The organism is Candidatus Binataceae bacterium (assembly GCA_035508495.1).
GTDB lineage: Bacteria > Desulfobacterota > Binatia > Binatales > Binataceae > JASHPB01.
In genome coordinates this window covers 41,564-53,159 of sequence record DATJMX010000046.1, presented here as the reverse complement: position 1 = coordinate 53,159, position 11,596 = coordinate 41,564, and the positions used below count along the sequence as shown (strand labels likewise).

The following is an 11,596-nucleotide window of genomic DNA, read 5'->3' as shown; positions in this document are numbered from 1 at the left end:
AGAGGCGCCCGCGAGCTGCGTACCGCTCGTGGATTTTAGTCTGAATCGTCAGGCTATCTTGATGCCCGCTCGCAAAACAGTCGCCATATAGGCCTTACAAACTCTCTAGCGAACCACTCCAATCACATTGACAGTAGCCATGTAACAGAGAGTGGAGTCCACCCTTCGCGCTGAGGGTGCAGGCTTTGAGCGGAACCCGCTGCAAACCACCCAATTCCAGGAATGGACCAAGGTGCGAAACGTCTTGGCGCACCGCACCGCGCCGCCCAGGAACTATACTGTTTATGCGGGCATCGGGGGACCTCCCGGCACGAAACCCACAGAGACATCCTCTCGCCTTCCGGAGATCGGGACGATTGATGCCCTCACCACACGAACGAGATGGACTTGGCTTATCGAGGAATTGATTGTGTTGCTCGAAGCCGCGGAGAAATTCGCAACTCGGATGATTCCGTAGTGAATTCATCGCTCGCCACTGTGCCCGATTTTGTGCCCCCTCTCGATGTCAATCAGTAGCTGTCAGTAGCACAACGCCCTGCCTTTCGCGGCCATCAAACCCCTTCCGGCAGAGCGTTGAACGCATCTCGCCTGATACTAGTTGATATTGGTAATTTAGCCCTGTCTACAATTAGGAATCCTGTGCTCTATCCATCTGAGCTAAGGGGGCGGCCGGCTGGACTCTGATCGTCTAACGCAACTTGGCCGGCGCCGCAATCCGGCGCCGCTCACCGATCAGTTGCCAAGCATCCTCATCCGGTCGGGATCGAGGAGTACCTTGGTTACGACTCCCATGTTGATGTACCAGCACTCCTGGTCAGTGCCTTCGTGGCCCGGAGTGTACGCTACCGTTGAGTAACCGCTCTGCAGGTCTTCATCGACGAGCGCGGTCTGGAACGAGCGCTTAAAGGGGAAGATCGCAACTCACGCGTCCGGGATCGGATGACCGCGATACGTGCTGAAGGTGGCGATCGTCTTCCAGAGCGTCGTATCGCGATCGTATTGGTCTGAGCCGGTAATGAACCACCCTTCCGAATCCAAATATATGATGCGCTTGGGAATAGTTAGTCCGTCGTTTCCGATTTTCTGCGTCCACGATGCCGGTTTGGCTGTCGCTTCGATGACGTAGAGCTGACGCATCTCCCAGTTCTCGGGGCAGATCGTTCGACTGTTGTCGAACTGGCATGGTTTTGCAGGAATATTCTCGGCGTGCACCGATGCGAGCATCGGCTTGATGCCAAGCAGCCGAGAATTGAAGTCCTCGATTTTCGCGGCGAAACCAAACGTCGAGTCGGCATCGAGATTATTGATGAAGGGTGCAGGTGCAGAGCCCCCTTGACCCGAACCTGAAATTTTCGAAGTGGGAGGTAGAACGTAGGAGAGAACGTTCGCCGCCACGCGATGCACTCTTCGGAGACCCGGCAGATAATCCCATGTATCGTATTCCATCCTCGGGTCGATATAGCGATAGCGAATGAAGCCGAATCCTTCGATCTCGGGCCGGTTCCTCGAACGGATATGCGGCGAAGCGGTAGCGGATCCCGGGGCCAGTTCCCTCGGGATCGGTAGGAATTGGTTTCCTCTCTTCGATCCCAACGTTCCTCAGGCAGCGACGAAGGTGATGTGGAATTTCAGCTACCGACCGGAATACACCGACGACGCTGATCTGCGCGAAGTTGAGATCGCCAGCTTTTCAGCCGCCAGCAACGGGCCTATCGAGCACTTTCGAATCGGCCACGTGTCTTTCTATTTCGATATCGAACGTACCGAGGGCCTGCGACGTAGTTCTGCAATTCGCCATTCCCGGTGAGGCCGACCTGCGGCGAATACTTCTCGGTCGCCTGCTTGTATGGCGGCGGCCATTCGAGGCGTCCCGTCGGCACGATCTTCATCCGCATCCCTTGCTTGACGAGCACATAGTCGCCAGGACTGACGAGATCAGCCACTTGCGATGCGTTGTCAGGAGTGATCACGTCGCCTGGCTTGATGCCGCTCGCTTGTGCAAGGCCGGTAGAGGAGAGACACGAGAAGATTACCAGCAGACCCCACGAGAATCGCACGACGAACTCCCGCCAATTGCACCGATTGTATGTTGTTTATATACAAGCAACGCGATTCAAAGGCAGGCGCCTCTGGCAGTCTGTCGATGGTCTGAATGCGCGGCGGATCCGATAGCCCGATCGGATCCGCCGCAACACTATTTGAGGAATTTTCGTTACGGGGCCGCTCTCACCATCGAGTCGGTCGTGAAGAAGCTCTTATCGACCGCGCCCATGTTGATGTACCAGCATTCGCGCTCCGGCGTGCCGAGGCCCGGCAGATAGCACATTGTCGCGAAGCCCGATTCCACGTCGGTCGAAACCGCGGCGACTTCGAATTCGCGCTTGAATGGATATATAGCAACGCGCGCATCGGCGACCGGACGATCGCGGAATGCCATCCACCAGATGTGGTTGTACCAGAGTTGGCCGCGCTTGTCGTATTCGTCGATGTACGGCTCGTACCATGATTCCGAGTCCATATAGACCACGGTCTTCGATTGTAGTGCGCCGGATATCTTGTCGGGCCGGGGAGTCGCTTCAACGATGTACATGTGGCGCGGCTCCCACACTTCGGGACATGCGCTGGCACCGCCGTCGGTCGCGCATCTGACTTCCGGCGAATGTTCAGCATGGGCAACTCCGAGCATGTCCTTCTCGCCGATGAACTTGTAGTCATATTCCTCGGTCTTGGCGTTGAACCCTGAGTAGTGATCCGGATTCCACGCCGTCGGACCACTCGCAGTGCTGAGGATCGATTCGTTCAGGCGGCGCACGCGGCGCGTGCCCGGCGTCCACGACCAGTCATCGTCACCGCGATTCGGATCGGAGTAGCGAAAGCGGATGAACCCGTCGCCGCGATCGTTTTCCGGAGCGAGCACAGGATACAAACCGAATAGCCAGAGGCGGCCTGTCGTCTTGTAGTCAGGATCGGTCGGCATCGGCTCGACCTCGACGCGTCCTACCAGATCGTAACCGGCATAGTGCCCGATTTGGTAATACTGAATGGGACTGAATGACTTGTTGAGGCCGCCATAGACGCTGTCGCAATCATAGAACCTCAAATCGTAATCATCGGTAAGCAGCGGGCGGAACACGTTGTTCCACATGATCTTGGTCGCGACCTCGGGATCGTTGGGATCGACCAATGGAAACGGCTGCCCGGCCACGTAACCGACGAGACTGCGATTATCCTTGCTGAGGCGGACCTGCGACGAATACTTCTCGGTGGCGTCGCGGTATGGCGGCGGCCAGTCTATTTGTGAAGTCGGCACGATCTTCATCGACATGCCCTGGAGCACTTTGTAGTAAACTCCGGGTGAAACGAGATCACGCACCTTGGCCGCGTTGTCGGCCGTGATCACATCTCCCGGTTTGACCTGCGCACGCACCGTGGATGCAATCGCAAACACGAGCACCGCGGCGAGGAGCGTCGCCGATCGCCTGAAACCGCTGCGAATTTTCGGGACCGTTTCTCGCGATACCATAAGAATCCCTCCGGCGTGAAAAACGCTGCCGGAAAGCAACGCCGATGCCATTCGGCGCACGGCGAGATTCGCCAACGCACACTCAGCGTTTGCGTTCGGCAAGCCGATCGAAAGATTCGCAGGACGCGGACGCTCGCGCCGCGTGCGACTGCAATCGCATTAGCTCCCCTCGAACGCAGACGAAGAAATCGTACTAAATCAAAGGATGCTGCCGAATTTGGAGCATCGCAGAGCGGCGCAGTATTTGTGCTCGCAATTCGCTCATCAGTTGCATTTTGCAACTGAGCAATTGCTCTTAGTAGTAGAGGTCGGGGAATATCAGCGGAGTGCGAGATGCTCGCTGCAAAGCGAGGCGGTGTACCTCTCCCTTGCCCTCTTCTTGGACAAGGAGAAGGGTTCAGAAGATAAGGAATTGGGATCGGGTCTGAGGGACTTTCCTTACCGACGATCTTTGCTTACTCGTCGGTAATGGACGAAGCAATCGCCGGATTGATTTTGTCTGGAACTCAGCCGTTGAGGCGCCAAATCGCGATATTGAGGAAACCCGCGAACGTCGCCCACAACAGATACGGCGTCATCAGCAGGGCCGCGATTCGCGAGGCGCCGAAGAACACCACAGTCGTCGCGAGGATCGAAAGCCACAGGAGCCCGAGCTCGACTGCCGCCGCGCCCGGCATCCGCATCGTGAAGAACACCAGCGGCCACGCGACGTTGAGCCCAAGCTGTACCAGGAACAGGACCAGGGCCGCGCGGCGCGCCTTCGCCTGGCGCGCCACCCATACGCGCCACGCCGCGATCCCCATCATAAGGTAGAGCGCCATCCAGACCGGCCCGAAGATGGCGTTGGGCGGCGCCCACACGGGCTTGTTCAGCGAGGCGTACCATTGATGAAGCCCGGGCGCTGCGAACGAGCCGCCGATCGCGCCCGCGACGAGGCATAGCAGGATGAACCCCGCGAGCCCGAGCCAATAAATTTCAGGGGTGGATTTAGGCGGCCGCTTCGCCGCGGGCCGCTTCGATACCGATATCTGACGCCGGTCCATCGTAGTGCACGCTCACCAACTGATGCCTGACAACCGGGCTTTCGCCGCTTGAGATTCCGAGGCGGCCCGAGCCGCTAATTAATTGTACCCAGCCGCCAAGTTCTCGCCACGGATCGCGAGGCGCAATCGCGATTGCGCTCGTATCGCGGCCTCTTTTCTCGCGGCCGCATCCGTTGGACGATCGTGATATGCGGCCGAGCGCCAGCCGCATCAAGGGGGACTCGTGAACTATCGCATCGGGCGTAAGATCTTCGCCGCCGTCATTTTTATCGCGGCGGCCACTGGACCGATCGCGGCTCAGAACGACTGGCATATCGTCGAGCGTCATACGACGACGCGAAACGACTCCTCAACTACTCCATCTACCGCCATCGGTGCCGAGGGGCTGGTATGCGGCGAGCGCGCTCGCGCCGCGGGGGAGCCCTACGTCTCGATCGTCCAACAAATCAACGAGGCCAGCGGTTCCGGCTTTCCCGTGTACGAAACCATCGGCGAAGCTGGACCGCATGCGGCGACCGGAGGATGCATCTTCTACAATCGCGCCTATCTCGACATGCTGTTGGGGCGATGGATGAATCTCCAGGACGCCGACGCGATTCGCCCGATGCTTTATGCGATCTTCGCGCATGAGATCGGCCATCAGATGCATGGCGACACGACGCCGGGATCCAAGCCCGCGCGCGAGCGCGAGCTTGCAGCCGACCGTTTCTCGGGCTTTACCCTCGAGCGCCTCGGGATTCGACGGCTCGATCCGACCGAAGTGACGCAGTATTACCAGCTCACGGGCGACGACTTCACCGGTGGCGACGGCACGCATGGCAGCGGCGCCGATCGCGCTGCCGCGTTCCAGGACGGATGGCATCGCGCGGAGATGGGACTGCGCGAGCAGGACGCGGAACCTGCGGGCGGCCTCGGCGAGCCGTAAGCGGCGCGCGATTGCGAGGCTTCCGCGCAGGGACGATAATCAGCTCTAATTTCAGACGATGAGTAGTTCACCGATCACTAATATCGAGCGGATGGTGGAAACGCCGGCCGCCACTCGTCCCGCGATTTCGTGCGCTAGCCTGGGCTTTCGTTACGGCGAGCGCGAAGCGCTGCGCGACGTATCGTTCACGATCGCGCAAGGCGAAATCTTCGGCTTCCTCGGACCCAACGGCGGCGGCAAGACCACGCTCTTCAAGATTCTTTCGACGCTCGTGCCGGTGCAGTCGGGCAAGGCTGTGATGCTCGGGCGCGATCTCGCGGGTGAGACGCTCGCGGTGCGGCGATCGCTGGGCGTCGTTTTCCAGCATCCGAGCCTCGACGGCAAGCTGACCGTCGCCGAGAACCTGCGCCATCATGGTCATCTATACGGAATCTCCGGGCAGCGCCTGAAGGATCGCAGCGCGGCGATGCTCGAGCAGTTAGGTCTCACTGGCCGCGCCGGCGATCTGGTCGAGACGCTCTCCGGCGGTTTGCAGCGGCGCGTCGAACTCGCGAAGGCGCTCCTGCACGAGCCGCAGCTGCTGTTGCTCGACGAGCCGAGCACGGGACTCGATCCGGCCGCGCGCCGCGAATTTTCCAACTACTTGGCGCATCTGCGCGAAACGCACGGCGTCACGGTCGTGCTGACGACGCATTACATGGAAGAAGCCGAGCGATGCGATCGGATCGCGATCCTGCACCAGGGCAATCTGGTCGCGATCGACAAGCCGTCGGAGTTGAAGCACCAAGTGGGCGGCGACGTGGTCGTGATTCACGCCGACGCGCCCGATGCGCTCGAGCGCAAGATCGAGCAACGCTTCAAGGTGAAGGGGCAAATCGTCGATGGGACGATTCGCGTCGAGCGGCCGCGCGGACACGAGTTCGTGCGCGATGTCGTCGACAGTTTCAGCAGCGAAATCGAATCGGTGTCGTTCGGCAAGCCGACGCTCGAGGACGTATTCGTTCATCTGACAGGGCATCAGTTTTTCGCAAGTGCCGCGCCCGAAGCGGCGAAGGAGTAACGCGATGCCCGCGATTGCGATGCAGGCCGGCACGCTCTGGATGCGCGAGATCACGCGCTTCGTGCGCCAGCGCAGCCGCCTCTTCGGCGCGCTGCTGCAGCCTTTGGTGTTCTGGGCGCTGCTCGGTGCGGGACTGAACGCATCGTTTCGCCCGAGCGGGATGCCGTCGGGCATGAACTACGCCGAATATTTTTATCCCGGCGTGATCGTCCTCGTGCTGCTGTTCACCGCGATCTTCGCGACAATTTCAACCGTCGAGGATCGCCGCGAAGGATTTCTGCAAGGCGTGCTGGTGGCGCCGATCTCGCGATCGACAGTCGTGCTTGGTCAGGCGCTGGGCGGGACTACGCTGGCGCTGGTGCAAGGAATCATCTTCCTCATTCTCGCGCCGCTCGCGGGTATTCATCTGAGCGTCGGCGCCGTCGTCACGGCTTCATTGATGATGGCGGTGATCGCATTCGCGCTCACGAGCATCGGCCTTGTCATCGCATGGCGCATCGAATCGACGCAGGGCTTTCATGCGATCATGAACCTGATCCTGATTCCGATCTGGCTGCTCTCGGGCGCATTCTTCCCGGTGAGCGGCGCTCCGGGATGGCTCGCATGGACGATGCGCCTGAACCCACTCACCTACGCGATGACCGCGCTGCGCAGCGGCCTCTACATGGCAGATCCCGCCGCGCTCGGCACTGTAGCACCGATGGCAGGTCCGGTGACGATCGCGATCGCATTCGCGCTGTTCGCATTTCTATTGGCCACGCGCACCGCCAATCGCGCATCGACGATCTAGTGCCGAACTGGCAATGCCTGCCGACGATAATGAATTTGATGCCTGGTGCGTGGATCAGGCGGTAGCCTTGCGGGGGCGGCGTGCGCGCAACCCTCGATTGGGAAAACCTGGCAGAGGAACTGGAAGGGATAGCTCGCAAAGAGCGGCAGGAGCTAACGAGTCACCTGAGAAATCTCTTTGAGCACTGCCTGAAATGGCAGTACGCAGATCAGAATCGCGGGCATCGAGAACGAAGCTGGAAGGTCTCGATCGTCGCGTCACGACAAGAGGCTCGCAACCGTTTGGAAACCAGTCCGAGCCGCAGCAATCCCGACACCTTCAAGCAATACGTCGAAAAATCCTATCGCGACGCACGCGTTCGGGCAGGCGCTGCGCTTGCCTTGGCACTCGCGAATCAGAAACCGAGTTCCCCGCAGGCTGTCCCTGCCAGCGAACGGAATTCCTCGACGACGACAAGTTCCCGCTTGGAATAGATGACGCCTGCTGACTGCAACGGGCCGAACACTCATAGCGGATCGAAGTACGGTTTTGTTCTGCCGTTGAAGTGGAACTCGCGCGCGATTTCTACCCACTTTTGATTAGGCCAGTGGAGCGGCTCGGGCAAGTGATCAAGCGGGAAAAAGCCGATGTCGAGGACTTCGAGCGGGGCCGGTTTCAATTCGCCGCCGATGATTTGCGCGTAGAAGAGCAGCGAATAGATGTGGCGGCCGGGGGAGCCGTTCTTGTGGCTGTCGATCAGGGCCATCAGGCGGTCGGGGCGCACGATGAGGCCGGTTTCCTCGCGCGCTTCCTTCGCGACGTTTTCAGCCGGCGAAATTCCTACGTCGCAGAAGCCGGTCGGATACCACCATTTGCCGGTTGGCCGCTGGATCATGAGAATCTCGTCGCGCTCGTTGAAGGCGATGATGCCGACGCCGACCGCGGCTGTGACGTAGCCGTGATAACCATCGACTACCTCGCTGCGCCATCTGGCGCGCAGCATTTCGGCATCGTCGCGGGAGGCGCCTTCGAGCAGCGAATGCATGTGCGCCGCTTCGTGGAGCAACTGCTCATAGCGCTCGGCGTCGAAGCCCTCGGACTTGAACGCCAGGCCGGTGCGAGCGATCGCGGTTATGCGTTCAATGAAGCGCGCAAGCTCGAGCAACAACTCAGATGATTCCATCGCTGAATGCGCGCGCTTCCCGGAACGCGCGGGGTCCCTATACCATATCGCGTCGGCGCACCGATGAAACTGATCTTGAGCCGAAAGGGATTCGACGCGAAATGGGGCGGATGCGCGAGCCCAATTTTCGAGGACGGCTCGATGCTGGCGCTGCCAATTCCCGATCGCAAGTCGTCGATCGCCTATCGCGACGTCCGCGGCATCGATAGCGGCTCGATCGCACCACTTGTTACGCAGTTAACACGGGGCAGAATTCGCACGCGGCACGGCGCGCATCTCGATCCCGATCTGCGGCGCGATTCCCTTCCGCGCGCCTCGGGATGGCGTCCGCTCTTCGGCCAGGCCGGCGCCGCGCAGGCGCATCTCGCTCGTCATTGCGTCGATGCGGGAGATGTCTTTCTGTATTTCGGATGGTTTCGGCGGATTGAAGGAAGCGGGCGAGAGATACGTTTCGTTCCGCGGGCGCCGAATCTTCATGTCATTTTCGGCTGGATGCAGGTCGGCGAAGTTGTAGAAGTTTCGCCCGCGACCGCATCGCAGATGCCGTGGGCCGCGTATCATCCGCACCTCGGCCCGAAACAGAAATACGCGCGCAACACGCTTTACGTGGCGAGCGAGTGGCTCGGCGGCGAATCGGGAATTCCTGGTGCGGGAATCTTTCCGCGATTCGCGGCTGAGCTTTGCCTTACTGATTTGAATCCGTACGCGGGACGATCGTCGTGGCGATTGCCGCGATGGTTCGCGCCGCAAGATCGCACCGCACTGTCGCGGCACGGCGACGCGCGGCGCTGGCGCATCGACGAGGACTGCGCGCGCCTTCGCACTGTGCCGATCGGCCAGGAATTCGTGCTCGATCTCGATCACTATCCGCAAGCGCACGAGTGGCTGTGCTCGCTGTTCAGCCTCGCGCGGAGCTGATCGGCACGACGCTACTTCTTTTTCGCGGTGCGGTAGTCGTTGAACTTCGAGTCGCGTTCGTCGAGCGCCTTGGTCACGCCCTCGCGCATCTTCTTCATGTACTCGCGCGATGAGGGCTGGTGAAAACACAGCGCCTGGATTTCCGTCGCCGAGCGAATCGCGGCGCGCGCGCCCATCACTTCCATCGCGCGATGCACGACGCGCTTGTTGAGCGCCTGGAGGTCGCGCGGAATCTTCGATACGCGGCGCGCAACCGACAGCACTTCTTCCTCGAGGCGATCGGCCGGAAACGCGCGATTCGCAAAGCCAAACTCCGCGGCTTCGATCCCGGTGATTGAGTCGCCCGTCAGCATCATCTCCATCGCGCGCCGCATCCCCATCAGCCACGGATGATATGCGCAGTCGGGCGTGGACATCGCGCGCACGGGAGGATAGCCGATCTGCGCGTCCTCGGCGCAGTAAACCAGATCGCAAGCCGTCGCGAGCTCGGTGCCGCCCGCGAGGCAGTAACCGTGAACTTGCGCGATGACAGGAGTCGCCATGTCCCACATCTCGAACCATCCATCGACCAGATGACGCGGCCAGACGCCTTCACCCGGCGAGACATGGCGCGGCAGCGGCTCTCCGGGCGCCTGCGAGAGATCGTAGCCCGCGCTGAAGCATTTGCCGTTGCCCTTGAGGATGATCGCGCCGATTGCCGGGTCGATATCGGCCTTGCGGAGCGCATCGAAGAGCTCTGCGCGGAGGCCGTTGGAGAGCGCGTTACGCTTCTCCGGCCGGTTGAGCGCAATACGCCGAATGCCGGCTTCAGGATCTTCAACGACGATGAACTTGTAGTCGCTCATAGTAGATTTTCCTCCGGATTGATCGAGCATTCGACGCGCAACATTCCTCATAACCTGAAATCAAGCCGCCCAGCGCAACTTCTCTTCCCGATGCGGGAAGGGAAAGATGGTTAAGTCGTTTGTCTGAGTTTTTCGAGCTCCGAAATCCAGACACTGACCTAACCCCTAACCCCTTCCCGCACGGGACGGGGGATCAGAATTCGAAAACGCGTAGCTAACTCACTGTCGACCTGACCTAACGCTTGGCTGATTGGCAGACGGCCCAAGCTGCGTCGGCTAGCGCGGGAACGCGCTCGGTGAAGCCGGCGAAGAGAGGATCGTCGGCCTGTCCGCGCAGGTAGCGTGAGTAGCTGCCTTCGAGGATGATCGCGAGCTTGAAAATCGCGAACGCCTGGTAGAAGGCGAAGTCGCGCATCGCGCGCCCGGTCCGCTGCTCATAGCGCTCAATCAGCTCGCGCCGCGACATCCAGCCCTGTTCGTTGGCCATACTAGAAACGATGCCGCTCTGCGACGAGGCGTCTTCGGGATCGCTCCAGTACGTGAGCATCCAGCCGAGATCGGCGAGCGGGTCGCCGAGCGTCGACATCTCCCAATCGAACACGGCGATGATCTTCACCGTGGCCGGATCGAACATGACGTTGTCGAGCTTGTAATCGCCATGAACGATGGTCGGCGCGGGCGATTCGGGCAGCCGCGCGCGGAGCCATTCCTTGACCTTGTCCATGACAGGAAGTGGACGCGTGTACGGCAGAGTGCGTTCAAGCTGATCGGTCCAGCGGCGCAGCTGGCGCTCGAGGTAGCCGTCGGGACGGCCAAAGCCCTCGAGCCCCGCGGCTTTCCAATCGACCGCTTGCAGTTTGATCAGCACCTCGAGGATCTCTTCGCTCGCGCGGCGCCGCAGCTGCGGCGTTTTCGCAAAGTGCTTGCCGTCGGCGCGGATAACCTCGCCCTTCACATACTCCATCAAATAGAAAGGCGCGCCGATGTACGCCGGATCTTCGCAGGCCGCATAAACACGCGGCACCGGCACGGGAGTGTTCTGCAACGCGTTAAGGACTTTGTACTCGCGCATCATGTCGTGCGCGGTCGGCAGCAGCGGCCCGCGCGGCGGACGCCGGAGCGCCCACGATTTGCCCTCGAAATGGACGAGATGGACCTCGTTGGAGTGGCCGAACGAGATGTTCTCGCTGCGAAGCTCGCGCGTGTCACCGAGCTTGCGCTCTTCGAAAAAGCGCTTCAGCCCGTTCAGATCGATTGTCGCGGAAGGTCCAGTTTTTTCGTGTGATTCGTTACTCATCGGATCGTACAATTTGCGGGTTTCAGCATGATG

The 11,596-nt window shown here is 60.4% G+C and carries 12 protein-coding genes; 4 read left to right on the top strand and 8 right to left on the bottom strand.

The window, feature by feature from the left end:
- Positions 1-921 precede the first annotated feature (921 nt).
- From VMA09_15265 to VMA09_15245, 5 genes are all read right to left on the bottom strand, one after another.
- The gene (locus VMA09_15265; GenBank protein ID HUA34967.1) at positions 922-1,593 is read right to left on the bottom strand and encodes a DUF1329 domain-containing protein; all 672 of its coding nucleotides are present in this window, start codon (positions 1,591-1,593) and stop codon (positions 922-924) included.
- 116 nt (positions 1,594-1,709) lie between these two features.
- On the bottom strand, positions 1,710-2,057 hold the full coding sequence (locus tag VMA09_15260) for a DUF1329 domain-containing protein (protein ID HUA34966.1): 348 nt from the start codon (positions 2,055-2,057) through the stop codon (positions 1,710-1,712).
- A 155-nt stretch (positions 2,058-2,212) separates the two neighbouring features.
- Complete coding sequence (locus tag VMA09_15255) at positions 2,213-3,523, bottom strand: DUF1329 domain-containing protein (GenBank protein HUA34965.1); 1,311 nt, start codon at positions 3,521-3,523, stop codon at positions 2,213-2,215.
- Between the two features lie 506 nt (positions 3,524-4,029).
- Complete coding sequence (locus VMA09_15250; protein HUA34964.1) at positions 4,030-4,566, bottom strand: TspO/MBR family protein; 537 nt, start codon at positions 4,564-4,566, stop codon at positions 4,030-4,032.
- The gene (locus VMA09_15245; GenBank protein ID HUA34963.1) at positions 4,511-4,777 is read right to left on the bottom strand and encodes a hypothetical protein; all 267 of its coding nucleotides are present in this window, start codon (positions 4,775-4,777) and stop codon (positions 4,511-4,513) included. The genes VMA09_15250 and VMA09_15245 overlap by 56 nt, the downstream gene beginning before the upstream one ends.
- A gap of 12 nt (positions 4,778-4,789) precedes the next feature.
- Between VMA09_15245 and VMA09_15240 the strand changes: the two genes are divergently transcribed.
- From VMA09_15240 to VMA09_15230, 3 genes are read left to right on the top strand one after another with little or no spacing between them, the layout of a single operon-like run.
- A complete protein-coding gene (locus tag VMA09_15240; GenBank protein HUA34962.1) occupies positions 4,790-5,491 on the top strand; it encodes a hypothetical protein in 702 nt (233 codons plus the stop codon).
- Positions 5,492-5,549: 58 nt separating this feature from the next.
- Positions 5,550-6,551, top strand: a complete 1,002-nt coding sequence (locus tag VMA09_15235) for an ATP-binding cassette domain-containing protein (GenBank protein ID HUA34961.1) — start codon at positions 5,550-5,552, stop codon at positions 6,549-6,551.
- 4 nt (positions 6,552-6,555) lie between these two features.
- Positions 6,556-7,341 carry an ABC transporter permease gene (locus VMA09_15230; GenBank protein HUA34960.1) on the top strand — a complete coding sequence of 262 codons (786 nt, stop codon included), beginning with the start codon at positions 6,556-6,558 and terminating at the stop codon, positions 7,339-7,341.
- A gap of 505 nt (positions 7,342-7,846) precedes the next feature.
- On the opposite strand, the gene VMA09_15225 is transcribed toward VMA09_15230, so the two are convergent.
- The gene (locus VMA09_15225) at positions 7,847-8,503 is read right to left on the bottom strand and encodes an NUDIX hydrolase N-terminal domain-containing protein (protein ID HUA34959.1); all 657 of its coding nucleotides are present in this window, start codon (positions 8,501-8,503) and stop codon (positions 7,847-7,849) included.
- A gap of 63 nt (positions 8,504-8,566) precedes the next feature.
- Between VMA09_15225 and VMA09_15220 the strand changes: the two genes are divergently transcribed.
- The gene (locus tag VMA09_15220) at positions 8,567-9,421 is read left to right on the top strand and encodes a hypothetical protein (GenBank protein HUA34958.1); all 855 of its coding nucleotides are present in this window, start codon (positions 8,567-8,569) and stop codon (positions 9,419-9,421) included.
- Positions 9,422-9,432: 11 nt separating this feature from the next.
- Here the strand turns inward: VMA09_15220 and VMA09_15215 are convergent, their stop codons facing one another.
- Positions 9,433-10,266, bottom strand: a complete 834-nt coding sequence (locus VMA09_15215; GenBank protein ID HUA34957.1) for an enoyl-CoA hydratase-related protein — start codon at positions 10,264-10,266, stop codon at positions 9,433-9,435.
- A gap of 235 nt (positions 10,267-10,501) precedes the next feature.
- Positions 10,502-11,563, bottom strand: a complete 1,062-nt coding sequence (locus VMA09_15210) for a phosphotransferase family protein (GenBank protein ID HUA34956.1) — start codon at positions 11,561-11,563, stop codon at positions 10,502-10,504.
- Between the last annotated feature and the right edge of the window lie 33 nt (positions 11,564-11,596).

What these genes read in the sequence shown, in the direction of transcription:
- VMA09_15250 (HUA34964.1), bottom strand. Translation starts at nt 4,566, where the DNA reads ATGGACCGGCGTCAGATATCGGTATCGAAGCGGCCCGCGGCGAAGCGG.
- VMA09_15220 (HUA34958.1), top strand. Translation starts at nt 8,567, where the DNA reads ATGAAACTGATCTTGAGCCGAAAGGGATTCGACGCGAAATGGGGCGGA.
- VMA09_15255 (HUA34965.1), bottom strand. Translation starts at nt 3,523, where the DNA reads ATGGTATCGCGAGAAACGGTCCCGAAAATTCGCAGCGGTTTCAGGCGA.
- VMA09_15245 (HUA34963.1), bottom strand. Translation starts at nt 4,777, where the DNA reads ATGCGGCTGGCGCTCGGCCGCATATCACGATCGTCCAACGGATGCGGC.
- VMA09_15215 (HUA34957.1), bottom strand. Translation starts at nt 10,266, where the DNA reads ATGAGCGACTACAAGTTCATCGTCGTTGAAGATCCTGAAGCCGGCATT.
- VMA09_15210 (HUA34956.1), bottom strand. Translation starts at nt 11,563, where the DNA reads ATGAGTAACGAATCACACGAAAAAACTGGACCTTCCGCGACAATCGAT.
- VMA09_15235 (HUA34961.1), top strand. Translation starts at nt 5,550, where the DNA reads ATGAGTAGTTCACCGATCACTAATATCGAGCGGATGGTGGAAACGCCG.
- VMA09_15230 (HUA34960.1), top strand. Translation starts at nt 6,556, where the DNA reads ATGCCCGCGATTGCGATGCAGGCCGGCACGCTCTGGATGCGCGAGATC.
- VMA09_15225 (HUA34959.1), bottom strand. Translation starts at nt 8,503, where the DNA reads ATGGAATCATCTGAGTTGTTGCTCGAGCTTGCGCGCTTCATTGAACGC.